A 25,357-nucleotide genomic window follows, 5' to 3' on the forward strand; every position below is an offset into this window, starting at 1 on the left:
GATCAGACCCCGAGCAGGGTCCGCAGGTGGCGCGGGGGCGGGCAGTCGTGGGCGAGCATGGCGTCGTGCCAGTCGCGCACCGACACCCCGTCCGGGCGGGCGGCGGCGATCTCAGCCACCTCGCTGTACCCCACGAAGTAGGTGGAGAGCTGGGTGGAGGTGAGCAGCGACCGGCGCCACTTGCCGGCCGCCTCGCCCTCCTCCTGGAAGCCGCGCTCCGTCATCAGCGCCATCGCCTCGGCCTCAGGCAGATCCTCGGCGTGCACCAACTGGTCGAGCAGCGCGTTGATGGTCATCCGCAGCTGCATCTTGAGCTGCTGCAACCGCACCGGGAGGCCACCGAAGCCGAGCCCGGCCATCAGCTCCTCCGTGTAGACGGCCCAGCCCTCGATGAACGGGCCGGACCTGGCCAGCGCCCGGACCCGGGTGCCGCCGACGTAGTGCCGGGCGTGGGCGAGCTGGAGGAAGTGCCCGGGCATCGCCTCGTGCACGGTCAGGTTGCGGATCATGTGGTCGTTGTACTCACGGTAGAACGACTCGACCCGGTGCGCCGGCCAGTCCGACGGGGTGGGCGCGATGCAGTAGAAGGTCGGCAGGGCGGCGGTCTCCAGCGGGCCGGGAGCATCGCAGTACGCCACCGCGACGCCCCGGGCGAACTCCGGCATCTCCTGGATCACGCACCGGTCGTCGACCAGAGAGACCAGGTCGTGCGCGCGGACGAAGTCGGTCGCCTCGTCCAGGGTCACCCCGGCCAGCTCGACGATGGTCCGGTCGTCCGGGTGCTCGGCGGCGAGCACGTCCAGCGCCCGGCGTACCGCCGCGTCGTCGGCCTGGCCGCCGACCAGCTCGACGGCCGCCTCGCGGATCTCCGCGGTGACCCGGTCCAGGTTGGCCCAGGCGCGGCGCTGGATCTCGGCGGCGCCCAGCTCGGTGTCCAGGGTGTGCCAGAGCCGGGCCTCCCAGCGGCGGCGGCCCAGCCGGGGGTCACGGCCCGGGCTGGCGTCGGCGGCCAGGCCGATGCGCAGCCAGGCGACGAACTCCTCCAGCGCGGCGATCGCCGCGGTGGCCGCCGGCTCCACTCGGTCCAGGCTGCTCGGCGCCTGGGCGAGCAGCGCCGGCAGCTCGTCGCGGATCAGCGCGGCCGTGCCGGTGAACTGCCCGACCGCCGTCTCGGCGTGGATCCGCGGCATGTCCCGCAGCGTCGCGCGCGCGGTCGCCAGGGCGTCCGGTACGGCGGCGAGCCGGCCGGCCAGCTGGGTCAGCCGCACCTCGGCCGGGGCGTACGGGCGGGCCAGCAGCGCATGCAGCAGCGGGCCCGGGTTGTGGCGCAACGGGTTCCACTCGTGCGACCGGATCTCGGTCAGCTCGAACAGCTCCCGATCCACGAAGGAGGTGAGCAGCGCGTGATCGACCTGCTCCTCGACGTCGAACGAGTCAGGGTCCTGTTCGGACAGCGCGTTCGCCGCGTCGGAAAGCATCGCCCGGTCGGCGGCGAGCGCGTCGGCGGACAGGTCCGGCAGCCGATCGTCGTACCGATGGTCCCCCGCTGCGGTGGCGGCCCCCGGCCGACTCTCCAGCAACGCCTCGACAACCCGCTCCGCCAAAACCCCGAACGCTTCCACCCCCCGACCCTACCGACCGCCCTCCGCCAGCCGCGTTGATCAAGAGGTTTGCGTCAGGATCCGGCCGGAAGCCGACGCAAACCTCTTGATCAACATCATTCGGCGGGTGGGGTTTCGGCGGCGCGGACGGCCTCGGCGTACGCCAGGGTGGTGCGGCGTAGGGCGGCTTCCGGGTCCAGGTTGGCCTGGCGGGCTGCGGCGACCGTGGCCAGGAGGCTGGCGCCGAGCCGTGCCTCCTCGTCCACCTGGGAGTCGGCCAGTGGGGGCGGAACGGCCAGACCGACCCGGGCGGCGCGGTCCAGGATCGTCGCGGCCAGGGCGAGGGCGGGCTGGCTCAGCGCCACACCGTCCAGCACCGAGTCACGTGCCTTCTCGGCCCGCTTGATCCGTTCCCAGTTGGCGGTGATCTCCTCCAGCGTCCCCGCCTCGGCACCGGCGAAGACGTGCGGGTTACGCCGGATCATCTTGTCCACCAGGCCACCGGCGACGTCATCGACATTCCAGCGCTCGCCCTCGGGCAGCTCCTCGGCGAGCCGGGCGTGCAGCACCACCTGCAGCAGCACGTCACCCAACTCCTCGCGGAGCGCGTCGGTGTCGTCGGCGCTGATCGCGTCGTACGCCTCGTAGCTCTCCTCCAGCAGATAACCGGCGAGGCTACGGTGCGTCTGCGCCCGCTTCCACGGGTCGCCGCCCGGGGAGGCCAGCCGATCCAGCACGGCCACCGCGTCCAGCAGCCGCGCGCCCGGCGGATCCCACGAGCCGTACATCAGCTCCAACTCGGCCAGCCCCGGCTCCCGGGCCAGCCGTAGCCCCAACTGCCGGGCCAGCGACTCGTCGCCGGCCGGGCCGGCGAGCCAGACCACCGTGCCGTGCGCCGCCACCGTGTCCAGCAGCGGCTGCGTCGCCGGGCCGTCCACGAGGGTGACCTCGGCGCCCGCCTGGCGCATGGCCGTGGTCAGCTCGCTCTCCGCGCCGGTCAGCACCGGGTGCGCGCGTACGACATCCCAGGCAGCGGAGGTCAGCAGGCCGGCCGGGAGTCGGGGCGAGGTGACCAGCAGGACGATCCGTGCCGTCATGCTCAGCTGGCCGTGCCCTCGGCCTCCGGGGCCGCGCTCGACGGCACCGGCTCCGGGGTGGAGATGTCGGTGACCGGGCCAGCCTCGTTGATGTACGGAAGCGAGTAGAAGACCAGCGCCTCGCCGGTGCTCACCACCGACGGCACCCCGACTGCCCGGTAGCGCGGGTTGATCGAGACGTCGACCTTGGTGGCTTCCTCCTCCAGCGCCGTGCTGAGCGCGGTGGCGGCGCGGACGAAGCCGCCGTCACCGAACGCCCGGCGGACGTCGGCTACCGACATCCCGCCCTGGATCGCGCCGGTCTTCGTGAGGGCCTGGTAGACGGCCATCATCGAGTCGTCGCTCAGGTCAGCCGGCGGAAGCTGCTGGTTGAGCACCTGGAGCAGGTCGATCCACTCGCCCCAGAGCTTGGCGTACTCGGTGCTGGCCGGCACCCGCAGGTTCTGTTCCAACTGCTGCGGGGTCACCTCGTCGGGCACCTGGAGGTTCTTCGCCGCCGCGACCCGCTTGCCCAGCTCAAGGCTGATCAGCAGGTTCACCACGTCCTGCCGGGTGACGGCGGACCGCAACTGCTCGGGCGAGGGCGTCGCACCGGCCTGGCTGGCCTCCTGCCGGACCGCGTCGCCGAACTTCGCCTGCACGTCGGCGTAGATCGCATCGACACGGTCCACCGAGTAGGTGGCGTCACCGACGTACGCGGCGACGTCCGGTGCGGACTTTCCGCAGGCGGCGAGGGAGAGGACACCCAGGGCCGCGACGCTGGCGGCGGCGATCAGACGGCGAGCACGCATGCCCGCCACTCTCTCATGCCCTCTCCCGTGCTGTGACGGCCCCCACCTCACCCGGCCGCGACCGCCAGCGGGGCGGGGGCGCCCAGCACATCGGAGAGCAGTTGGGCGCACCACTCCAGCAGCGCCTGGTCGCGCAGCGGCTCGCCACCGACCCGACGGGTGCTCGGCCGGGGCACGCTGACCTGGTCGGTGGCCTGCTTGTAGACCGCGTCCGGGTGGTAGCGCTTCAGCCGTAGCTGCTTGGAATCCGGCAGCGGCAGCGGCCCGAACCGCACGTGCTTACCCTGCATCGACACGTCGGCGAGGCCGTACCGGCGGGCCAGCAGGCGGAACCGGGCCACCGCGACCAGGTTCTGCACCGGTGCCGGCGGCTCGCCGTACCGGTCGGTCATCTCGGCGACCACCTCGCGCAGCCGTTCCTCGTCGCGCGCCTCGGCGAGCTTGCGGTACATCTCCAGCCGCAGCCGCTCCACGCTCACGTAGTCGTGCGGCAGGTGCGCGTCGATCGGCAGGTCGATCTTGACGTCCGCTTCCTCCTCCGGCCGTTCGCCCTTGAACGCGGAGACCGCCTCGCCGACCATTCGCACGTACAGGTCGAAGCCGACCCCCTCGATGTGCCCGGACTGCTCGCCACCCAGCAGGTTGCCGGCGCCCCGGATCTCCAGGTCCTTCATCGCCACGTACATGCCGGCGCCCAGCTCGGTGTGCTGGGCGATGGTGGCCAGGCGCTCGTGGGCGTGCTCGGTGAGCGGCTTCTCCGGTGGGTAGAGGAAGTAGGCGTACGCCCGCTCCCGGCCCCGGCCGACCCGGCCACGGATCTGGTGCAGCTGGGCCAGGCCGAGCAGGTCGGCCCGCTCCACGATCAGGGTGTTGGCGTTCGGGATGTCGATGCCGGACTCCACGATCGTGGTGCAGACCAGGACGTCGAACTCCTTCTCCCAGAAGCCGACCATGACCTTCTCCAGGGCGTCCTCGCCCATCTGGCCGTGTGCCACAGCGACCCGCGCCTCGGGCACCAGCTCGCGCAGCCGCCGCGCCGTCCGGTCGATCGACTCGACCCGGTTGTGCAGGTAGAAGACCTGCCCGTCACGGAGCAGCTCGCGGTGGATCGACGCGGCCACCTGCCGGTCGTCGTGCGCACCGACGAAGGTGAGGACCGGGTGCCGCTCCTCCGGCGGCGTGGCGATGGTGGACATCTCCCGGATGCCGGTGATCGCCATCTCCAGGGTGCGCGGGATCGGGGTGGCCGACATGCTCAGCACATCGACCGAGGCCCGCAGCGTCTTCAGGTGTTCCTTGTGCTCGACGCCGAAGCGCTGCTCCTCGTCGACGACCACCAGACCCAGCTGCTTGAACCGGGTGGCGGTCTGGAGCAGCCGGTGGGTGCCGATCACGATGTCGACGGTGCCGTCGGCGACCATCTCCAGCGTCCGCTCGGTCTCCTTCGGGGTCTGGAACCGGGACAGCTGCCGGATCTCCACCGGGAACTGGCTCATCCGCTCGGCGAAGGTGTTGTAGTGCTGCTGCACCAGCAGCGTGGTCGGCACCAGCACCGCCACCTGCTTGCCGTCCTGCACCGCCTTGAACGCCGCCCGGACCGCGATCTCGGTCTTGCCGTAGCCGACGTCGCCACAGATCAGCCGGTCCATCGGGACGGTCTGCTCCATGTCCCGCTTGACCTCGTCGATCGCGGCGAGCTGGTCCGGCGTCTCCTGCCAGGGGAAGGCGTCCTCCAACTCCCGCTGCCAGGGCGTGTCCGGCCCGAACGAGTGACCCTTGGACGCCTTGCGGGCGGCGTAGAGCTGGATCAGCTGCGCGGCGATCTCCCGGACCGCCTTGCGGGCGCGTGCCTTGGACTTCTGCCAGTCCGAGCCGCCCATCTTGTGCAGGGTCGGCTGCTCACCGCCCACGTAGCGGGAGAGCTGGTCGAGCTGGTCGGTCGGCACGAAGAGCCGGTCGCCGGGCTGGCCCCGCTTGCTGGCCGCGTACTCGATGACCAGGTATTCCCGGCTGGCGCCGTTGACGGTGCGCTGCACCAGCTCCACGTACCTGCCGATGCCGTGCTGCTCGTGCACCACGTGGTCGCCGGCCTTGAGCTCCAGCGGGTCGATGGTGTTGCGTCGCCGGCTCGGCATCTTGCGCATGTCCCGCGTCGAGGTGCCCCGGCCGCCGGTCACATCGTTGCCGGTGAGCACCACGAAACGGGACGCCTCGTCGACGAAACCGCTGCTCAACGCCCCACAGGTGACCACCAGCTCGCCGGGGACCGGCGCGGTCGGCACCTCCTCGACCAGCCGGGCGCCCAGCCCGGCGTCGCGCAGCACCTCCACTGCCCGCTGGGCGGGACCGTGCCCCTCGAAGACCAGCGCGATCGACCAGCCCTCGCCGGCCCAGCGCTTGAGGTCGTCGACCAGCCGCGCGGTCTCACCGTGGTAGAGCGGGGCCGGCTGGGCCGCCAGGGTCACCGCGATGGCGTCGTCGGGGCTGACGGCGGCCTGCTCCGGCGCGTCCTCCCAGGGCTGTCGCGTCTCGGCCGTCTCCGCCTCGACAAGGCCGAACGGGGACAGCGTCCACCACGGCTGGCCGAGCTTGCCGGCGGCGGCCCGCACCTCACCCAGGGTGCGGAAGGCGGCGGCGCCGACGTCCACCGGGGCCTGGCCGCCGATCGCGGCGGCGGCCCAGCTGGCCTGGAGAAACTCCTCCGAGGTACGCACCAGGTCGTGCGCCCGGGTGCGGATCCGCTCCGGGTCGCAGAGCAGCACGTGGGTGCCGGCGGGCATGGCATCCAGCAGCAGCTCCAGCGAGTCGGGGCCGACCAGCACCGGCGCCAGCGACTCCATCCCCTCCACCGGGATGCCCTCGGCCAGCTTGTCCAGGATCTCCGCCAGCTCCGGGTGCTGCTCGGCGAGCGCGGCGGCCCGATCGCGGACCGGCGGGGTGAGCAGCAGCTCCCGGCAGGGCGGCGCCCAGAGCAGGGGGACCTGTTCGATGGTCCGCTGGTCGGCGACAGCGAAGGTGCGGATCTCCTCCACCTCGTCGCCCCAGAACTCGACCCGGGACGGGTGCTCGTCGGTGGGCGGGAAGACGTCCAGGATGCCGCCGCGCACCGCGAACTCACCGCGCTTGGTGACCAGATCCACCCGGGCGTACGCCATGTCGATCAGCCGGCGGGCGACCTCCTCCAGGTCCGCCTCGTCGCCCGCGGCGAGCTGCACGGGCTCCAGGTCACCGAGCCCCTTGAGCTGCGGTTGGAGCAGCGAGCGGACCGGGGCCACGAGCACCCGCAGCGGCCCGGTGCGGCCGTGCGCGTCGGCCGACTCCGGGTGCGCCAGCCGGCGCAGCACAGCCAGCCGCCGGCCGACGGTGTCCGAGCGGGGGGAGAGCCGCTCGTGCGGCAGCGTCTCCCAGGATGGGAAGACCGCCACCTGATCGGCCGGCAGCAACCCGGCCAGCGCGGCGGCCAGGTCGTCGGCCTCCCGGGTGGTGGCGGTCACCGCCAGCACGGGCCGCCCGGCCCCGCCACCGGTGCCGTCGGGGTCGGCCGCGACGGCGGCCACCGCGAACGGGCGCAGCGCCGATGGGGCCGTGATGTCGAGGCCGTCGACCTGCGCGGCACCGGAGCGCGCCAGGTCACGCGCCCGGGCCAGCCCGGGGTCGGCCAGCGCGGCGGAGAACAGACCGGTGAGCATGTGATCACTTCCAGGGGATTCGACGCACACGACTGCTACCCCTCGTCCGGTCGGACGGGGGGTGCACGAGAACCAGCCTATCCCCGTCCACCGACATACACCCCCTTCCGCCCAGGTCCACGCCGCGCGCCGTCACCCCGCGCCCCGCGCCCCGCGCCCCGCGCCCCGCGCCCCGCGCCCAAGATCCACACAACTTCAGGGAAATAGTGGCCTCAGCGCGCCGGGACACCACTACTTCCTTGAAGTTGTGTGGATCTTCCCGCACGGACCGCGCGGACCGACCCGTGATCCCGCGCGGACCGATTCGCGATCCCGCGGACCGCGCGGATATAGATCTTGACGGGTACGGGGGGTCGTGATCAGGTTCGGGTATGAGCGGGCAGTGGAGGGCGCAGTTCGACGCTGAGGTGAGCTTCGCCAATGGCGGTGGGCTGCGCACCGAAGGGTTCCGGCTGGACATCCCGGGTCGGGAGATCACCGACGAGGACCTGGCCGCGCTGTTCGTCCGGCATCTCGGGCTGCTGATGGTCGCCGAGGTCCGGATCAGCGCGAAGACAATCATCGAAGAGCCGCACAAGGGCGGCCGAGGAGTCACCGTCGCTGAGCCCGGCGCTGGCCGTCGGCTCTTCGACTTGAGCCATCTGATCAGCGACGGGATGACCACTCTGCCCGGCTGGCCAGGGCCCCGGATCGGCGACTGGCTGACCTTCGCGGCGTCGCGGGCGAACTATGCGCCGGGCACCGAGTTCCGGGTGGCCCGGATCGACATGATCGCCAACACCGGTACGTACCTGGACACTCCCGCCCACCGCTGGTCCGACGGAGACGACCTGGCCGGAGTGCCGCTGGACCGGCTGGCCGACCTGCCCGGCGTCCTGGTCCGGGTGCCGGCGGGGACCCGCGCGGTGGACCGGCTGATGCTGGCGCCGTACGAGGTGGCCGGGCGCGCGGTGCTGCTGCACACCGGGTGGGATGCGCACTTCGGCACCGAGCGGTACTGCGCGCCGGAAGCGCCACACCTGACCGGGGACGCCGCCCAGGCGCTGGTCGACGCCGGTGCGGCCCTGATCGGCATCGACTCGATCAACATCGACGACATGAGCCCGGCGGCCGGTGGTGAACGCCCCGCGCACAGCACGCTGCTCGCCGCCGGCATCCCGATCGTGGAGCACCTGACCGGTTTGGACGCGCTGCCGCCGAGCGGTTTCCGGTTCACCGCCGCCCCACCGATGGTGGCCGGCATGGGCACCTTCCCGGTCCGCGCCTTCGCCACCCTCGACGCCTGACGCCGGCGTCGCGGGCGCCCCAGCGGACGCGGAGGTCCCCGGTCGACACAGCTCTTGCCGCTTGCCAGCGTGCGAACGGAGACACCTCACGAGCCATGCACGCCAGGACCGAGCACGGTCAGACCAGCGACCCGGGCCAGCCACTCGGCGCGTGCCAACTCCCGCTCCTGGGCGCCGACGTGCACGAAGACGGTGTGCTCGTCGGCTGGCTCGGTGGCCCAGATGTCCGCGGCGTTGAGCACCAACTGGACGTACGCGTGCTTGAACTGCCCGGGCAGGTCCCGACAGGGCACCGCAGGCCAGCCGTAAAGCCACCAGTCCAGCCGCGCCCGGTCCGGCCCGACGGCCTCCGCCAGCCGCCCCTCCAACAGGCCGAGACCGCACACCACCACCTCGACGTCGAACGGCGGATCCGCAGGGTCCTGCGGCCCCGTCTCGTCCTCCCGGGCCAGCTCCGCCCACATCCGGTCCTCCCCGTCCGCGCCCAGCCAATGGCCGTACGCGTCGAGGTAGCGGGGCAGACCCGAATGCCGCCCGGTACGCGCCCAGAGCTGCACCTCCGTGTCGCGCAGGTTGGCCACGCTGAGCAGGTGGCCGACGGCGTGCAACGCCCGGTCGACGTCCGTCGTCCGCAGAATCGGGTACGCCCGCGAGTTGCTCATCAGTAGCGCACGGAGATCCGGCGCTCGACGGCGTCGACGAGGACCTCCCCGCCGTACGGGATGATCAGCTGCGGGTCGGCGTGCCCGAAGTCGACATCGAAGACCAGCACCGAGTCCGGGGCGTACTCGGCGCATGCCCGGGTCACGGCGGCCCGCTGCGCCGCCGCGTACGCCCGGCGCTGGTCGAGGGTGTGCGGCCGGTCGAAGTCCCACGCCTTGGCCCGGCCGACCAGCACCGCCGGGAAGCCGGCGAGCAGGCCACGCTCCCCCAGGTTGCGCAGGATCCGGTACACCTCGGTGTCGGAGGGCAGCTCCTGCGAGGTCTCGATCAGCAGGACCGACCCGGCCAGGGCCGTCGCCGGAGGGACCCGGTCGGCGGCGAGCAGCCAGTGCAGCACCTCCAGGTTGCCGCCCCAGGTGCGCCCCCGCACCACGCTCGACGGTCCCTGCCAGTGCCAGCCCTCGCCGGGGAACATCACCGGCTCGTCGGCCAGCGTCGCGGGATCCCGCCAGTCGCCCGGCTCGTCGCCCCACTCGGTCGCCGGGGCGAGGTCGTACCAGCCGGTGGTGAACAGCGCCGCCCGCAGCGAGTCGAAGGTCAGTGGGTGCGGCGCACCCGGCCGGCCGAGGTGCACCAGCACCGACCCGCCGTGGTACCCCACGATCCCCAGCCGGTACAGGTGGTTGAGCACGTTCGTGTTGTCGGAGTAGCCGAAGTACGGCTTCGGGTTGGCCCGCAGCACGTCGTCGTCGAGGTGCGGGGTGACCGTGATCAAGTCCTCCCCGCCGACGGTGGCGAGCACCGCCGTGATCGTCGGGTCGGCGAACGCGGCGGTCAGGTCGCGGGCCCGGTCGCGCGGGTCGGCCCCCATCACCCGGGTGGTCGGGTACTCCACCGGGTCCAGGCCGAACTCGTCGCGCAGCCGCCGCAGTCCCAGCTCGTAGACGTGCGGGAACAGAGCCGGCAGACCGGCGGAGGGGGAGACGACGGCGACCCGGTCGCCCGGCTTCGGCTTGGTGGGATATCGGGGCGCGTCCATGATCAAACGGTAGCGGGCGAGGCCAGCGGATTTCGCCCGGCGAAACGCCGCAAGCCGGACAACGGCCGCCCTAGGCTGGGCTGGTGGACGAGGTGGTGCTCGGGCTGGCCACGCTGCTCGCCGCGACCCTGGTCCGGGGCCGTCGGGCGAGCATCCGCGCGGGGCGTTGAGTGATCTCCGAGGTGTTCCGCGTCACGGCGCACCACGCGGAGAGCCCCTCCTGCCACCCGGCCCTGCGCGGATACCATCCAGGTAGTCGGACAGCGCTGTCCTTCGTACTCACGTAAGGAGCGCATCGTGACCGACCAGCATGACCACGACGGCCCGGACGCCGCGCTGCGCGCCGACATCCGCCGGCTCGGCACCCTGCTCGGCCAGACGCTGGCTCGCCAGGAGGGCCGACCGCTACTCGACCTCGTCGAGGAGATCCGCGCCCAGGTACGCACCGACGCCCCGGCGGCCGCCCAGCGGCTCGGCGGGCTCGACGTGACCACCGGCACCAAGCTGGCCCGCGCCTTCTCCACCTACTTCCACCTGGCCAACATCACCGAGCAGGTGCACCGCGCCCGGGACCTGCGCCGCCGCCGCGCCGTGCAGGGCGGCTGGCTGGACCAGGCGGCCAAGATGATCGCCGAGCGCGGCGTGCCGGCCGAGGAGATCGCCGCCGCGGCCCGTCGGCTGGCGGTCCGGCCGGTCTTCACCGCGCACCCCACCGAGGCGGCCCGCCGCTCGATCCTGTCCAAGCTGCGGGCCATCGCCGACGAGCTGGACACCGAGACGGCCAACGCGATCCTCTACGGCGCCAGCGACGAGGGCCCGGCGAACCGCCGGCTGGCCGAGCTGCTGGACCTGATGTGGCAGACCGACGAGCTGCGGCTGGACCGGCCGGACCCGACCGACGAGGCCCGCAACGCGATCTACTACCTGCGCGACCTGTACGCCGAGGCCGCCCCCCAGGTGCTCGACGACCTGGCCGACACGCTGCGCACGCTCGGCGTGGAGACCTCGCCGACGGCCCGCCCGCTGAGCTTCGGCACCTGGATCGGCGGTGACCGGGACGGCAACCCGTTCGTCACCCCGGCGGTCACCCGCGAGGTGCTGACCATCCAGCACGAGCACGGCATCGCGGCCACCGAGAAGGCGATGGACCACCTGATCAACGAGGTCTCCGTCTCCCGCCGGCTGCGCGGGGTGTCACTGGACCTCTCCGCCAGCCTCGCCGCCGACCTGGACGCGCTGCCCGAGGTGGCGCCCCGGTTCCGCCGGGTCAACGCCGAGGAGCCGTACCGGCTCAAGGCGCGCTGCGTGAAGGCCAAGCTGGCCAACACCCGGCAGCGGCTTCGTCAGGGCACGGCGCACACGCCGGGCCGGGACTACCGCGGCTCCGCCGAGCTGATCGCCGACCTGGAGCTGCTGCGCGCCTCGCTGGCCCGCAACTCCGGGCAGCTCACCGCCGTCGGCCGGTTGGCCTCCACCATCCGGACGGTCTCCGCGTTCGGTCTGCACCTGGCCACCATGGACGTCCGGGAGCACGCCGAGGCGCACCACGCGGTGCTCGCCCAGCTGTACGGGGCCGTCGGCGAGGTCTCCGACTACCCGGCGCTGACCCGGCTGGAACGCACCAAACTGCTCGCCGACGAGCTGACCGGCCGCCGGCCGCTGTCCACCCTGGACACTCCGCTCTCCGAGGCGACCCGCAAGACGTTCGACGTGTTCAGCACCATCCGCGAGGCACAGGACCGGTTCGGCGCCGAGGTGATCGAGTCGTACATCATCTCGATGACCCTGGGCGTGGACGACGTGCTGGCCGCAGTGGTGCTGGCCCGCGAGGCCGGGCTGGTGGACGTGCACAGCGGTCGCGCCCGGATCGGGTTCGTGCCCCTGCTGGAGACCCCCGCCGAGTTGAACGCCGGCGGCGAACTCCTCGACGAACTGCTGTCGCTGCCCGCGTACCGGGCGCTGGTGGCGGCCCGGGGTGATGTGCAGGAGGTCATGCTCGGCTACTCGGACTCCAACAAGGAGGCCGGGATCACCACCAGCCAGTGGTCGATCCACCGCGCGCAGCGCGCGCTGCGCGACGTGGCCGCCCGACACGGGGTGCACCTGCGGCTGTTCCACGGCCGGGGCGGCACGGTGGGGCGCGGCGGAGGGCCGACGCACGAGGCGATCCTGGCCCAGCCGTACGGCACCATGGACGGCGCGATCAAGGTGACCGAGCAGGGCGAGGTGATCTCCGACAAGTACACCCTGCCGTCACTGGCCCGGGAGAACCTGGAGCTCACCCTCGCCGCGGTGCTTCAGGCGACGCTGCTGCACACCGCCCCCCGACAGCCGGCGGAGATGCTGGAGCGCTGGGACGCCACGATGGACGTGGTCTCCGAGTCGGCGTACCGGTCGTACCGGTCGCTGGTCGAGGACCCGGACCTGCCGGCGTACTTCTGGGCGTCCACCCCCACCGAGCTGCTCGGCGCGCTGAACATCGGCTCCCGGCCGGCGAAGCGTCCGAACACCGGCGCGGGACTGTCCGGGCTGCGGGCCATCCCATGGGTGTTCGGCTGGACGCAGACCCGGCAGATCGTGCCGGGCTGGTTCGGCGTCGGGTCCGGGCTGGCCGCCGCCCGGGAGGCCGGGCTGGCGGACGTACTGGCTGAAATGCATCGCAACTGGCACTTCTTCCGCACGTTCCTGTCCAACGTCGAGATGATGCTGACCAAGACCGACCTGAGCATCGCCCGCCGGTACGTCGAGACGTTGGTGCCGAAGAAGCTGCACCCGATCTTCGAGCAGATCGAGCAGGAGTACGAGCTGACCAAGCGGGAGGTGCTGGCGGTGACCGCCTCGCCCGCCCTGTTGGAGAACTCGCCGGTGCTCCAGCGCACCCTGGCCGTACGGGACACCTACCTGGAGCCGTTGCACCACCTTCAGGTGGCGCTGCTGCGGCAGTACCGGGAGTCCGGCGCCGCCGGACGGGCGGTGGCCACCGCGCCGGGTGGGCGACGCGCCCCGAGCGATGGCACGGCCCTGGAGCGGGCGCTGCTCACCACGGTGAACGGCATCGCCGCCGGGATGCGCAACACCGGCTGAGCGACGGCACAGACAGGCCCCGGTCGCGCTGACCGGGGCCTGTCCGCGTGTCACTCAGCGACGCTCACCAGTCGCCGCCGCCGAAGTCCCCGCCACCGAAGTCGCCACCGCCAAAACCGCCACCGCCGAAGTCGCCTCCCGCGTAGTCGCCACCGCCGTAGTCCCCGCCCGCGTAGTCCCCGCCGCCGGCGTCGCCACCCTGGTCCGCGCCACCGAAGTCCTGGTCGCCGCCCTGGTCACCGCCGTCCGCGCCCTGCTCGGCACCGGCACCGCCGTCCTGGTAGCCGGGGTCGGCGAAGGCCGGCGAGAACAGCGCGTCGGCGATCAACATGCCGCCGAGCACACCGGCACCCGCGCCCAGCGCCGTCTTCCACCACGGCGTCGAGTACCAGCCGGACGGCACCGGCCGGCCCTGGTACCGGCCACCGGGGTAGTAGTAGGGCGTCTCCCGGCCGGGTTGCGGGCCGGCCCGGAAGGTCTGCCCCTGCACGTCGACCTCGCGCTCCTTGGTGAGCTGCCCGACGCCACGCGCCGCAGCCAACTGCGGCACCTCGGGGCCGGGATCGATGCCCAGCGCCGTCCGTGCCGCCCGGATGTACGCCAGCCCCTCCAGAGCGGTCTCCCGGGCCAACCCGAACTGGTGCGGCGTACGCGCCTGCTCCAGCTGCGAGCCCGCCGCGTTGTACCGCTCACCGGCGTCGGACAGGGCCTGGCGGACCGCCGGCTCGTCACCGTGCAGGTTCATCAACTGCCCGCCGAGGCGCTCGTACCAACGCTGCGCCTCCGCGCGGGCGTCGCCGAGCTCGGTGCGCCGACGGGCGGTGGCCTGGGTACGGATGAGCGCCGCGGCGCCCAGCGCGCCCACCAGCACGATGGCGAGGCACAGCACAAGTTCCATGTATCCGAACGTACCCCCGGGTGTCCCGTCGTATCCGTCTGGCAAGCTCCGGTGATGGACGTCTCGACGCTGCTCCTGGTGATCGTGTGCCTCGGCACCGGTGGGGCGGTGGGCTGGCTCGCGGCCCGGTCGCGGTCGGCGGCCGACATCGCCCGGCTGGATGCCACCCTGACCGCCACCCGGGAGGGCGAGGGGCGGCTGGAGCAGTCGATGCGGGCGTTGAGCTACGAGGCCACCGCCCAGTCCCAGGAGGCGGTGGCCCGCGCGGTGGCGCCGCTGCACGACACCCTGCGCCGCTACGAGCAGCGGGTGGCCGAGCTGGAGCACGACCGGGTCGACGCGTACGCCGAGCTGCGCGAGCAGGTCCGCTCGATGAGCGCGGTCTCTGGCGAGCTGCGCACCGAGACCAAACAGCTGGTGGCCGCGCTGCGGGCGCCGCAGGTGCGGGGCCGCTGGGGCGAGCACCAGCTGCGCCGGATCGTCGAGGCTGCCGGCATGCTGGAGCACTGCGACTTCTCCGAGCAGGTCACCGCCGACGCCGACGGGCAGGTCGTCCGCCCGGATCTGGTGGTCCGGCTGCACGGCGGCCGGTCGGTGGTGGTGGATGCCAAGGCGCCGTTCGACGCGTACCTCACGGCGATGGAGGCCCGCGACGAGCGCGGCCGGGACACCCACCTCGACGCGCACGCCCGGCACCTGCGCGGGCATGTCGACGCGCTGGCCGCCAAGTCCTACTGGACCGCGTTCGACAGCTCGCCCGAGTTCGTGGTGCTGTTCGTCCCCGCCGACCCGTTCCTCGACGTGGCGCTCCAGCGTGACCCGACGCTGCTGGAGCACGCCTTCACCCGCAACGTGGTGCTGGCCACGCCGGCCACCCTGGTCGCCCTTCTGCGCACGGTGGCTTACTCCTGGCGACAGGAGGCGCTGGCCCGCAACGCGCTGGCGGTGCACACGCTGGCCCGGGAGCTGTACAGCCGGCTCTCCACCCTCGGGGACCACGTGGGCAAGCTCGGGTCGTCGCTGGCCGGGGCCGTGACCGCGTACAACCGGGCGGTCGGCTCACTGGAAGCCCGGGTGCTGGTCAGCGCCCGCAAGCTCGCCGAGCTGGGCGTCTCCGACGAGGAGCTGGCCAGCCCCGCCCAGGTCGAGCTGACTCCCCGCCAGCCCCAGGCACCCGAGCTGCTGGACGACGTCATCCCCGCCGACCACGACCGCTGAGCGACGCCGCCGGTCGCCGGTCGGCGGGCTGGCCCACCGGCCGGGTCAGCTCGGGTGCGCGCCCTCCACGACGAACGGGGTGCCCTGCTGGCAGGTGGTCATCATGCCCGGCTCGACCCGGCCGGTGACGGTCACCCGGGCACCGGCGGTCAGCACGTCCCGGGGGCCCCCGATCAGCAGGTAGCCATCCAGCAGCAGACAGTTCGGCTCCACGCCGCGCGTGATCGTGCCGGTCAGCTCGGTGGCTCCGACCGGCGGTGGGAGGGTCGGTCCACCGGGTGGCTTGAGCGTCGAGGAGGGTGCGGGTGTCGCCGGCCCGGAGGGCGACGGGACGGTCGCGGACGGGCTGGGCTGCCCGGTGACCGGTGACGGCCCGCTCGGGACGGGGGTGCCGGGGCCGTCCGTTTCGCCGCAGGCGCTCAGCGCCGCGCAGACCAGCAGGGCGGGGACGACGAGCCGAAGGGTCCTCATGCCCGGTTCGACGTGCCGGGGCGGCGGGGCGTTCCCGCCGGGACCCGGCCGACGCTGATCAACCGCGGGCCGCCGCGGCCTTCATGTCCCGCTTCAGCTCCTGCGGCAGCGAGAAGGTGAGCCGCTCGTTGGCGGTGGTGATCTCCTCCACGTCGGCAAACCCGCGCGCGGCCAGGTGCTCCAGCACCTCCTGGACCAGGTCATCCGGGACGCTCGCGCCGGAGGTCACGCCGACGGTGCGGGCACCGGTCAGCCAGGCGTCATCGATCTCGCGGGCGAAGTCGACCAGGTGACCGGCGCGGGCGCCGGCGTCCAGAGCCACCTCGACCAGCCGGACCGAGTTGGAGGAGTTCGTCGAGCCGACGACGATCACCACGTCGCACTCCGGGGCGATCTCCTTGACCACGTGCTGCCGGTTGGAGGTGGCGTAGCAGATGTCGTCGCTGGGCGGTGACTGGAGCAGCGGCAGCCGCTGCTTGAGCCGGGCGACCGTCTCCAGCGTCTCGTCCACCGACAGCGTGGTCTGGGAGAGCCAGACCACCTTCTCCGGGTCACGGACGGTGATCTTGTCGACGCCGTCGGGGCCGTCCACCAGTTGGATGTGCGCGGGAGCCTCACCGGCGGTGCCGACGACCTCCTCGTGCCCCTCGTGGCCGATCAGCAGGATGTCGTAGTCCTCGGCGGCGAAACGCTTCGCCTCCTGGTGCACCTTGGTGACCAGCGGGCAGGTCGCGTCGATCGCCTTCAGCGACCGCACCTTTGCCTGCTCGTAGACCTCGGGGGCCACGCCGTGCGCGGAGAAGATGACGGTGGCGCCCTCCGGCACCTCCTCGTTCTCCTCCACGAAGATCGCCCCCAGCGCCTCCAGGGTCTGCACGACGTGCTTGTTGTGCACGATCTGCTTGCGGACGTAGATCGGGGCGCCGTAGAGCTTCAGCGCCTCCTCGACGGTCTGCACCGCGCGGTCGACGCCCGCGCAGTAGCCGCGGGGCTTGGCCAGGAGCACGCGCTTGCCGGTCTGGGGGGTCGCCTGAGCCTCGGTCACGAGCCCATCGTACGTGTCCCGCCTCCCACCGACAGCGCCTGCGAGCCGCACCACACCCCACGCCCCCTCTCCCCGCCCCGCCCACGCCTGGCCTCGGTGATCAAGAGGTTTGCGTCAGAAACGCGCCCGGAGCTGACGCAAACTTCTTGATCACCGCGAGGGTCCGTAGGGTGGGCGGGTGAGCGACGGGGCGCGGAGCAGTGCGGAGGAGCCGTGGCCGGTTCGGGTTGTCAGCCAGAAGGTGGGCGCCTGGATCGCGAAGCTCGGCTGGGTGTGGGTGGACGGTCAGGTGGCGCAGATCAGCCGCCGACCCGGGGCCAGCACCGTCTTCCTCACCCTGCGTGACCCGTCGGCCGACCTGAGCCTGACCGTCACCACCAATCGGGACGTGCTGGACGCCGGCGCGCCGGAGCTGCGCGAGGGCGCCCGGGTGGTGCTGCACGCCAAACCGGAGTTCTACGCCGCCCGGGGCACGCTGAGCCTGCGGGCCGACGAGATCCGCCAGGTGGGGCTCGGCGAGCTGCTGGCCCGGTTGGAGAAGCTCAAGAAGCTACTCGCCGCCGAGGGGCTGTTCGACCGGGCACGCAAGCGCCGGCTGCCGTTCCTGCCCGGCCGGATCGGGCTGATCACCGGCCGGGCGTCGGCGGCCGAACGGGACGTGCTGACCAACGCTCGACGGCGCTGGCCGGCGGTGGAGTTCCGCACCGTCAACGTGGCCGTGCAGGGCCCATCGGCGGTGCCGCAGATCATCGACGCGCTCAAGGTGCTGGACGCCGACCCGAGCATCGAGGTGATCATCATTGCCCGGGGCGGTGGCGGCATCGAGGACCTGCTGCCCTTCTCCGACGAGGCGCTCTGTCGCGCGGTGTTCGGCTGCCGTACCCCGGTGGTCAGCGCCATCGGCCACGAGACGGACGCGCCACTGGTCGACTACGTCGCCGACGTCCGTGCCTCCACCCCGACCGACGCGGCCAAGCGGGTGGTCCCCGACCTCGCCGACGAGGTACGCCTCATCGGCCAGGCCCGGCACCGTCTCCAGCGGGCGGTACGCAACCTGGTCGACCGGGAGTCCCACCGGCTCGACGCGCTGCGTTCCCGACCGGTGCTGGCCCGCCCGCAGGTGATGGTGGAGCAGCGGGCGACCGAGCTGGCCGCACTGCGCCAGCGTGCCGGACGCTGCCTGGACCACCGGCTCGGCGCGGCCGACGACGAGCTGCGACACACCCTGGCCCGGCTGCGCGCCCTCTCCCCCGCCGCCACCCTCGACCGGGGGTACGCGATCGTGCAGCGCGCGGACGGTCACGTGGTCCGCGCGGCGGCCGAGGTCGGCAAGGGCGACCCGCTGCGGGTCCGGTTGGCCGACGGCGAGCTGGCCGCGACGGTGGACGGCTGAGTGGCGGGGCGCGACGGCCGGCGAGTGGTGTGCTGAGATGGACGCGATGACTGACGACACGAAGGCCGGGCCGGACGAGCGGCTCAGCTACGAGCAGGCCCGCGCCGAGTTGGCCTCGGTGGTCGAGCGGCTGGAGGCCGGCGGCACGTCCCTGGAGGAGTCGCTGGCGCTCTGGGAGCGTGGCGAGGCACTGGCGGTGATCTGCCAGCGCTGGCTGGACGGCGCCCGGGCCCGGATCGAGGCGGCCCGGCAGGACCCCGCCTCCTGACCGCCGGTGGGGCGACCGGAGTCGCCCCACCCGTTCGCCGCCACCGAGTCGATGGCGAACACCACGACGACGGTCAGTTGAACAGGCTGTACAGCTCGGCGGGCGCCTCGACGACCTGGGCCGCCGGCGGCTTCTGCGCTGCGGTGGCGGCACCGTAGTCGGAGTACGTCATCCGGATCTCCTGGGCGGCGGTCTGCCCGGCGGCCGGCATCTGCAGCACCAGCTCGCTGAGCCGGCCCTGCGGGTCCACCTTCGCGGTGAACGGGACGGTCTTCGCCTGCGTGCCCAGCGCGGCGATCGTGGCGGCGTTCAGCGAACCGGCCTCGGCCGCCTTGGTGACGTCGATGGTGCCGGCGTACGTGCCGGTGCCGGTGCTCCGGACCTCGGTGATGCCCTGGGTCAGCACGGCGCTGCCGGCCGGGTCGACCTTGTCGAAGTCGAAGCCGAGGCTCCGGTTGCCCTTGATCCGGGTCTGGTCCAGGTGCTGGTACTTACCGAGGTTGAGTTGCTTGATGGCGGGCAGGCTGTTGGCGGTGGGGCCGGTCAGCTCCAGCTTCACCCAGCTGTCCGGCTTGAAGTGGATCACGTCGAGCTTCATGGCGAGGTCGGATGAGGGACCGCCGACGGCGATCTTCATGGCCGCGCTCTGGCTCGGCTGGTGCACCTGGCCCTCCGCCGTCGAGCCGGCGCCGGCGAGGGTGAACCGGAAGTTCCCGTTGCTGATCTCCTTGGTGGAGTCGAGCAGCGCCTGCTTGGCATCGCCCGCGACGGGCGTGCCGGAAGGGGTCGCCGCGCCGGACGCGGTCGCCGTCGGCGACGCGGTCGATCCGGCGGTACCGGTCCCACCGTTGGTGCAGGCGGCCAGGGCGGGCGTGAACAGCGCGGCGGCCACCAGGCCGGCACTGAGTCGTCGAACAGTCATGTGTGTCTCCCAAGGGGTCACCCGACGACCTGGTCGGCGCCGGAAACCGGGCGACGCAGCAGCACCGTCGGCTGCGCCGCGCGACCCGGGCCGAGCAGCGCGCCCGGGTCACTCCCTCTCTGTTCCCTGCCGACGCGCCGGACAATCACCGTTCCGTCCGATTACCCGAAGGTGATCGGTGCCGGGAAGACCGGACCGGGGTGGCCCCTGGCCACCCCGGTCCGCCCTGTCGACCTACTTGAACAGCTCGTACGTCTCCGCCGGAGCCTCGACGACCTTGTCCGCCGGCGGCTTCTGCGCACCGGCGCCGGTCCCGTAGTCCGCGTAACCGATCTTGATGTCGTGTGCCGCGGTCTCGCCGGCAGCCGGCACGGAGATGGCCAGTTCGGTGAGCCGGCCCTGCGGGTCCAGCTTGGCCGTGAACGGCAGCGCCTTTGCCTGCGCGCCCAGTGCCGTGACGACCTCCTCGTCGAGGGCGGCCGACTCGGTGGCGGCGGAAATGTCGATCTTGCCGGTGTAGGTGCCCTCACCGGTCTTCTGCACCTCGGTCACGCTCTTGACCAGCGCGTCACTGTCGAGCGGGTCGAGCGTCTCCGGGTCCAGCTGGAGATCCTTGACATCCTTGATCTTGGTCTTGTCGAGGTGCTGGTACTTGCCCTTGTTCTTTGCCGCACCGGGGACGGCGGCGAACATGGCGCCACCGAGGTCCATCTTGACCCAGCTCTCCGAGTCGATGTAGATCAGATCCATCTCGATCGACATGTCCTCGGACGCGTCACCGAACTTCACGGTGAACTGTGCGCTGTTGCTGGGCTTGTGCACCAGGCCGCCGCCGGTCGTACCGTCCCCCACCAGGGTGAAGGTGAAGTTGCCCTTGGCGATCTCCTTGGTGGAGGCGAGCAGCGCTTCCTTCGGATCGGCCGGGGTGGACGGGCTCGGGGCGGCGGCCGGCTCGGCAGCGTCGGAGTTGCACGCGGCCAGGCCGGGGACGAGCAGGGTGGCGGCGAGGACGCCGACGCTCCACCGTCGAATGTTCACAAAAATCTCACTTCGCCGAGACGGACATGGCCCGGCATGCATGGTGCAGCCGGACCGAGCCGGGGCAGCCTAGCGAATGACCCACCCGGCCATGGAGGGCGTACGGAACCGGGGCCGGTCAGCCCAGTGCGCCGGCGAGTTGGCGCAGTTCGTTGTCCCGAGCGTCGCCGACGACGACGACCGTACGGGTCGGCTCCAGCAGGACCAGCGCCTGCTGATTGCCCCGGGCGGTGTAGCGCTGCCAGGTGCGTCCGGCCAGCTCCGTCGGACCCTGCGGCTGGGCCTGGTCGGTCAGCTCGGCCGGGAGCAGGCGCTCCGCCGGCACGCTGCTCTGCAACAGCTGCACACCCCGTCCTTCCGGGGTGAGGTAACCGATTCGCAGATTCGCGCCGCCCTCGACGGTCTGGTACCGGGCGCTGACCGTACGCCAGTCAGAGCCGAGCCCCTGCGGCCGGCTCACCGGGAAGGCGTTCGCCGACTGGGCCTGGTCGATCGCCGGCGCCGGATCGACCGTGGCGGCCTGGTCGCCACCGAGGAAGCCCCGGTAGAACGCCAGCAGCAGCGCGATCGGGACCAGCAGTACCAGCAGGGATATCGCCATGTCCTTCGGCGACCGCTCGGATCGGGCTGATTGCACAGGCGGCGGCGGTGCGGGCCGCTCGCCGGTCTCCACGGCGTCGATCCCGGCCACGGGTCGGCCCGGGGCCGGTTCGTTCACCGGTGGCGCGGCGGCCGGGCCCGACGCGACCAGGGCCGGCTCGCCGGCCGGCGGCGTCGTCGGGTCGGTCGCGGCGGGCTCACCACCGGGGCCGGTGGGGACGGCGGCCGGCGGCTGGCCGCCGGGCGGCGTGCGGTCGGCGGGTACGCGGTCGGCTGGCTGAGCGGGTTCCACCCTGCCATCTTCGCAGCCGCCCGACCGGCGGTATCCGGCCCATCACCGCCCCGCGCCGAGGCCGGGTCAGCCATCGTGTGAGGATCAGCGACAAAGCCGGCAGCGGGCCACGCCCTGCCGGTCGTCCCCGCACCGTCGCGAGGAGGAGCAGCCGTCATGACGAATACCAGGACGCGGATCCCACAGGATCTCGACCGTAACCTTGCCCTCGACCTGGTCCGGGTCACCGAGGCCGCGGCGATGGCCGCTGGCCGCTGGGTCGGCCGGGGCGACAAGGAGGGCGGCGACGGGGCCGCCGTCGACGCCATGCGCAAGCTGATCAACTCGATCCAGATGCGCGGCGTCGTTGTGATCGGCGAGGGCGAGAAGGACAACGCCCCGATGCTCTTCAACGGCGAGCAGGTTGGCGACGGCACCGGCCCGGAGGTCGACGTCGCCGTGGATCCGGTCGACGGCACCACGCTGATGAGCAAGGGCATGCCGAACGCGTTGGCGGTGCTCGCCGTCTCCGAGCGGGGTGCGATGTTCGACCCGAGCGCGGTCTTCTACATGGAGAAGCTCGCCGTCGGGCCGGCGTACGCCGACGTGGTGGACATCAACGCCGGGGTCGCCGAAAACCTGCGCCGGATCGCCAAGGTCAAGGGCACCGACGTCTCCGAGGTGACGGTCTGCGTGCTGGACCGCACCCGCCACGACGAGTTGGTCACCCAGATCCGCCGGACCGGGGCGGGCATCCGGTTCATCTCGGACGGGGACATCGCCGGCTCCATCGCGGCAGCCCGGGGCGAGTCGGATGTCGACGTGCTGATGGGCATCGGCGGCACCCCCGAGGGCATCATCTCCGCCTGCGCGCTGAAGTGCATGGGCGGGGCGATGCAGGCCAAGCTCTGGCCGCGCGACGCCGAGGAGCGGGAGAAGGCGCTGGCCGCCGGGCACGACCTGGATCGCGTGCTGAGCACCGACGACCTGGTCACCGGGGACAACTGCTTCTTCGTGGCGACCGGCGTCACCTCCGGCGACCTGCTGCGCGGAGTTCGCTACCGGGCCGGCGGCGCGTACACCCAGTCGATCGTGATGCGCTCGAAGAGCGGGACCATCCGGGTGATCGACTCGTACCACCGGCTGGAGAAGCTGGCGCTCTACTCGGCCGTCGACTTCGACGGTCGGCCGCTGGCCGAGCAGGAGTGACCGCCACCGGCACTGCGACACCGCAGTCCCTCTCAGCCACCCGCCGGATCACCGGCGTCGCGCTGGCGTCGGTCTCCGGGGTCGCGGTGGCGGTGCAGTCTCGAATCAACGGCGAGCTGGGGGTACGCCTGGCCGACGGGTTCGCCGCCGCGGTGGTCTCGTTCGGCCTCGGCCTGCTGGTGCTGCTGGTGCTGGTACCGGCCACCCCGGGTGGGCGACGGGGTCTGGTCGCGCTGCGGACCGCCCTCACGGCGGGCGCGCTGCGGCCGTGGCAGTGCCTGGGCGGAATGTGCGGGGCGTTCCTGGTGTCCACCCAGGGGCTCACCATCGGCTCGTTGGGCGTGGCGGTCTTCACCGTGGCGGTGGTCGCCGGCCAGACCGGCAGCAGCCTGGCCGTGGACCGGGCGGGGATCGGGCCGACGGGCCGGCAGCCGATCACACGGCAGCGGCTGGCCGGTGCGGTGCTCACCGTGCTGGCCGTCGCCCTGGCGGTCGGCGACCGACTCGAGGACCCGGGCACGCTGGCGCTGGCCCTGCTGCCGCTGCTGGCCGGGGTGGGCATCGCCTGGCAGCAGGCGGTCAACGGCCGGGTCCGGGCGGCGGCCGACAGCGCGTTGACCGCCACACTGGTCAACTTCGCCGTCGGCACGGTCGCCCTGCTCGTCGCGTTCTCGATCGACCTCGCGGTACGCGGCTGGCCGACCGGCCAACTGCCGACCGAGCCGTGGCTCTACCTGGGTGGCCCGATCGGCATCGTGTTCATCGCGATCGCCGCGGCGATCGTGCGCTTCACCGGTGTGCTGCTGCTCGGCCTGGCCACCATCGCCGGTCAGGTCGTGGGGGCCGTCCTGTTGGACCTGCTGCTGCCCACGGCGGCCTCGCACCTCGGCGTGGACACCCTGCTCGGGGCGGCGCTGACCATGGTGGCCGTGCTGATCGCCGCGCTCGCCCCGCCGTCCCGCCGCTGAGCCACTGGCGGGTCGGCGGCGGGGACGGGCGGGTTCAGCGGCGCAGAGCTGCGACGATCTCCGTGAGCGCGTCGTCCAGCGGGGTCGGCTCGACACCCAGGGCGGCGGTGGCGGCGGTCGAGTCCATCAGGAACGGCCGGTCGAACTGGTAGGCGGTCTCCCGCAGTTCCCGGACGAACGGATTGGCCAGGCCGCCCAGCCACAGCACCGGGTAGGGCATCCGGGTCAGCCGCGGCACGGGCACTCCGGCCAGCGCCGCCGCCCGGGTGGCCAGCTCACGCATCGGTGCGGCGGGCGCGCTGGGCACGTGCCAGGGCCGTCCCCACGCGCCTGCGTCGGTCGCGGCGGCGACGAGGGTACGGGCGACGTCCGGGATGTACGTCCAGGTGTGCGGGGCGTCCCAGTCGACCGGCAGGAAGACCCGCTGCCCGGCGAGCACCCGGGGCAGCACCATCATCGCCAGCGAGGTGCCGCCCACACCGAGATAGTCGGAGCCCCGTACCTCGGTGACCCGAGCCCGACCGGCCCGGTGGGCGGCGAGAGCGTCGGCCCACATCTGGTTGCGTACCCGCCCCTTGGTGCCGGTCGCCGCCGGTGAGGTCTGCTCGGTCATCGGGCCGTCGACGGGTCCGTACCCGTAGAGGTTGCCGACCGTGGCGAGCACCGCGCCGGACCGCTCGGCGGCGGCGAGCAGCGCACCGGCCAACGGCGGCCAGTCGATGGACCAGCGGTGGTACGCCGGGTTCGCGCAGTTGTACAGCGCCTGCGCGCCGTCGGTCAGCACGCTGAGCCGGTCGACGTCAGCGGCGTCGGCGGCGATCCGTTCGATGGACGGGTGCTCCGGCCCGGCACCCCGGCGACTGATCACCCGGACCCGCTCACCTCGTTCGGCGAGAAGGCGGGCGGTCGCGGTGCCCACCGGGCCGGTGCCGACGATCACGTGCAGTGCCATGGGAACTCCTTGGAAGCGGGGGTACGAATCAAGAGCGGTGCTCTCTGTTGCTCACCCAGCATGGCTCGCCAACACGACTTCGTCAAGAGCAGTGCTCTCTTTTTTGATTGGCGCTCCGATCCGTGGCAGACTGGCTCCATGCCCGCTTCCTCGATCCGCGCCCGGGTCCGCGCCGAAATGCTCGACGAGATCAAGGTGGTCGCCCGCCAGCACCTCGCCACCGATGGCGCGAACCTCTCGCTGCGCGCGGTGGCCCGGGACATGGGCATGGTCTCGTCGGCCATCTACCGCTACTTCCCGAGCCGGGACGACCTGCTCACCGCGCTGATCATCGAGGCGTACAACGCACTCGGCGAAACGGTGGAGGCGGCCGCGGTCGCCGCCCCCGACCGGGTCGACCTCCGCGCCCGCTGGCAGGCGGCCTGCCGGGCGGCCCGGGACTGGGCACTCGCCCACCCCGCCGAATACGCGCTGCTCTACGGCAGCCCGGTCCCCGGGTACGCCGCCCCGGACGACACCGTCGGCCCGGCCCAGCGCCCCCCGCTGACCCTGGTCAGCCTGCTCCGCGAAGGGCTGGAGGCCGGCCTGCTCAGCCCGCCGCCCGCCGAAGAGCTGCCGACGCCGCTGCACGACGACCTGACCGAGCTTGCCGACGCGTTCTTTCCCGGCTTGCCCCCCGCCCTGCTGGCCCGGGGCATGGCCGGCTGGACCCAGCTCTTCGGGCTGATCAGCTTCGAGCTGTTCGGCCGGCTCAACCGGACCGTCGAGCACCGGGACGCGTACTTCGACCACCAGGTCGGGCTGCTGGCCGACCTGATCGGCCTGCCCCAAACGGGCTGACCGGAGTGGACGCC

The 25,357-nt window shown here is 72.5% G+C and carries 21 protein-coding genes; 8 read left to right on the forward strand and 13 right to left on the reverse strand.

What is annotated here, in order from left to right:
* Positions 1-2 precede the first annotated feature (2 nt).
* The 4 genes from ACFY29_RS10760 to mfd form a co-directional block, all read right to left on the reverse strand.
* Positions 3-1,622: a DUF885 domain-containing protein gene (locus ACFY29_RS10760; protein ID WP_386985110.1), complete on the reverse strand. Its 1,620-nt coding sequence runs from the start codon at positions 1,620-1,622 to the stop codon at positions 3-5.
* Between the two features lie 95 nt (positions 1,623-1,717).
* A complete protein-coding gene (locus ACFY29_RS10765) occupies positions 1,718-2,698 on the reverse strand; it encodes a nucleoside triphosphate pyrophosphohydrolase (RefSeq protein WP_386985112.1) in 981 nt (326 codons plus the stop codon).
* Positions 2,699-2,700: 2 nt separating this feature from the next.
* The gene (locus tag ACFY29_RS10770) at positions 2,701-3,489 is read right to left on the reverse strand and encodes a hypothetical protein (protein ID WP_355602540.1); all 789 of its coding nucleotides are present in this window, start codon (positions 3,487-3,489) and stop codon (positions 2,701-2,703) included.
* Positions 3,490-3,536: 47 nt separating this feature from the next.
* Complete coding sequence (gene mfd / locus ACFY29_RS10775) at positions 3,537-7,178, reverse strand: transcription-repair coupling factor (RefSeq protein ID WP_386985114.1); 3,642 nt, start codon at positions 7,176-7,178, stop codon at positions 3,537-3,539.
* A 371-nt stretch (positions 7,179-7,549) separates the two neighbouring features.
* Between mfd and ACFY29_RS10780 the strand changes: the two genes are divergently transcribed.
* Positions 7,550-8,464, forward strand: a complete 915-nt coding sequence (locus ACFY29_RS10780; protein WP_386985116.1) for a cyclase family protein — start codon at positions 7,550-7,552, stop codon at positions 8,462-8,464.
* Positions 8,465-8,550: 86 nt separating this feature from the next.
* On the opposite strand, the gene ACFY29_RS10785 is transcribed toward ACFY29_RS10780, so the two are convergent.
* Both ACFY29_RS10785 and ACFY29_RS10790 read right to left on the reverse strand, forming a co-directional pair.
* Positions 8,551-9,126 (reverse strand): hypothetical protein, encoded by a 576-nt coding sequence (locus ACFY29_RS10785; RefSeq protein ID WP_386985118.1) that lies wholly within the window; start codon positions 9,124-9,126, stop codon positions 8,551-8,553.
* A complete protein-coding gene (locus ACFY29_RS10790) occupies positions 9,126-10,166 on the reverse strand; it encodes a S66 peptidase family protein (RefSeq protein WP_386985120.1) in 1,041 nt (346 codons plus the stop codon). The genes ACFY29_RS10785 and ACFY29_RS10790 overlap by 1 nt, the downstream gene beginning before the upstream one ends.
* Positions 10,167-10,463: 297 nt before the next feature.
* Here ACFY29_RS10790 and ppc point away from each other — a divergent pair, with 297 nt between their 5' ends.
* Positions 10,464-13,250 carry a phosphoenolpyruvate carboxylase gene (gene ppc / locus ACFY29_RS10795; protein ID WP_328423561.1) on the forward strand — a complete coding sequence of 929 codons (2,787 nt, stop codon included), beginning with the start codon at positions 10,464-10,466 and terminating at the stop codon, positions 13,248-13,250.
* Between the two features lie 64 nt (positions 13,251-13,314).
* Here the strand turns inward: ppc and ACFY29_RS10800 are convergent, their stop codons facing one another.
* The gene (locus tag ACFY29_RS10800) at positions 13,315-14,148 is read right to left on the reverse strand and encodes a hypothetical protein (RefSeq protein ID WP_386985122.1); all 834 of its coding nucleotides are present in this window, start codon (positions 14,146-14,148) and stop codon (positions 13,315-13,317) included.
* 54 nt (positions 14,149-14,202) lie between these two features.
* On the opposite strand from ACFY29_RS10800, the gene ACFY29_RS10805 reads away from it, so the two are divergent.
* On the forward strand, positions 14,203-15,366 hold the full coding sequence (locus ACFY29_RS10805; protein WP_328423557.1) for a DNA recombination protein RmuC: 1,164 nt from the start codon (positions 14,203-14,205) through the stop codon (positions 15,364-15,366).
* A gap of 45 nt (positions 15,367-15,411) precedes the next feature.
* Here the strand turns inward: ACFY29_RS10805 and ACFY29_RS10810 are convergent, their stop codons facing one another.
* Positions 15,412-15,837: a hypothetical protein gene (locus ACFY29_RS10810; protein WP_386985124.1), complete on the reverse strand. Its 426-nt coding sequence runs from the start codon at positions 15,835-15,837 to the stop codon at positions 15,412-15,414.
* 58 nt (positions 15,838-15,895) lie between these two features.
* Positions 15,896-16,882: a 4-hydroxy-3-methylbut-2-enyl diphosphate reductase gene (locus ACFY29_RS10815; protein ID WP_386985126.1), complete on the reverse strand. Its 987-nt coding sequence runs from the start codon at positions 16,880-16,882 to the stop codon at positions 15,896-15,898.
* A gap of 178 nt (positions 16,883-17,060) precedes the next feature.
* Between ACFY29_RS10815 and xseA the strand changes: the two genes are divergently transcribed.
* Both xseA and ACFY29_RS10825 read left to right on the forward strand, forming a co-directional pair.
* Positions 17,061-18,275: an exodeoxyribonuclease VII large subunit gene (gene xseA / locus ACFY29_RS10820; RefSeq protein WP_386985128.1), complete on the forward strand. Its 1,215-nt coding sequence runs from the start codon at positions 17,061-17,063 to the stop codon at positions 18,273-18,275.
* A gap of 46 nt (positions 18,276-18,321) precedes the next feature.
* The gene (locus ACFY29_RS10825; RefSeq protein ID WP_203174416.1) at positions 18,322-18,543 is read left to right on the forward strand and encodes an exodeoxyribonuclease VII small subunit; all 222 of its coding nucleotides are present in this window, start codon (positions 18,322-18,324) and stop codon (positions 18,541-18,543) included.
* Positions 18,544-18,616: 73 nt separating this feature from the next.
* Here ACFY29_RS10825 and ACFY29_RS10830 read toward each other — a convergent pair whose 3' ends face one another.
* From ACFY29_RS10830 to ACFY29_RS10840, 3 genes are all read right to left on the reverse strand, one after another.
* Positions 18,617-19,465 (reverse strand): hypothetical protein, encoded by an 849-nt coding sequence (locus tag ACFY29_RS10830; protein WP_386985130.1) that lies wholly within the window; start codon positions 19,463-19,465, stop codon positions 18,617-18,619.
* Between the two features lie 234 nt (positions 19,466-19,699).
* Positions 19,700-20,503, reverse strand: coding sequence for a hypothetical protein (locus tag ACFY29_RS10835; protein WP_355602518.1), 804 nt, complete (start codon positions 20,501-20,503; stop codon positions 19,700-19,702).
* A gap of 118 nt (positions 20,504-20,621) precedes the next feature.
* A complete protein-coding gene (locus tag ACFY29_RS10840; RefSeq protein ID WP_386985132.1) occupies positions 20,622-21,395 on the reverse strand; it encodes a DUF4245 family protein in 774 nt (257 codons plus the stop codon).
* Between the two features lie 156 nt (positions 21,396-21,551).
* Here ACFY29_RS10840 and glpX point away from each other — a divergent pair, with 156 nt between their 5' ends.
* Together glpX and ACFY29_RS10850 are read left to right on the forward strand one after the other, a co-directional pair.
* Positions 21,552-22,583, forward strand: a complete 1,032-nt coding sequence (glpX, locus tag ACFY29_RS10845) for a class II fructose-bisphosphatase (protein WP_386985134.1) — start codon at positions 21,552-21,554, stop codon at positions 22,581-22,583.
* A complete protein-coding gene (locus tag ACFY29_RS10850) occupies positions 22,580-23,551 on the forward strand; it encodes a DMT family transporter (RefSeq protein ID WP_386985136.1) in 972 nt (323 codons plus the stop codon). The genes glpX and ACFY29_RS10850 overlap by 4 nt, the downstream gene beginning before the upstream one ends.
* Before the next feature lie 34 nt (positions 23,552-23,585).
* Here the strand turns inward: ACFY29_RS10850 and ACFY29_RS10855 are convergent, their stop codons facing one another.
* Positions 23,586-24,503, reverse strand: a complete 918-nt coding sequence (locus ACFY29_RS10855) for an NAD-dependent epimerase/dehydratase family protein (protein WP_355602514.1) — start codon at positions 24,501-24,503, stop codon at positions 23,586-23,588.
* A gap of 138 nt (positions 24,504-24,641) precedes the next feature.
* On the opposite strand from ACFY29_RS10855, the gene ACFY29_RS10860 reads away from it, so the two are divergent.
* Positions 24,642-25,343, forward strand: a complete 702-nt coding sequence (locus ACFY29_RS10860; RefSeq protein ID WP_386985138.1) for a TetR/AcrR family transcriptional regulator — start codon at positions 24,642-24,644, stop codon at positions 25,341-25,343.
* Positions 25,344-25,357 lie beyond the last annotated feature (14 nt).

This window comes from Micromonospora sp. NPDC000668 (genome assembly GCF_042897975.1).
Lineage (GTDB): Bacteria > Actinomycetota > Actinomycetes > Mycobacteriales > Micromonosporaceae > Micromonospora.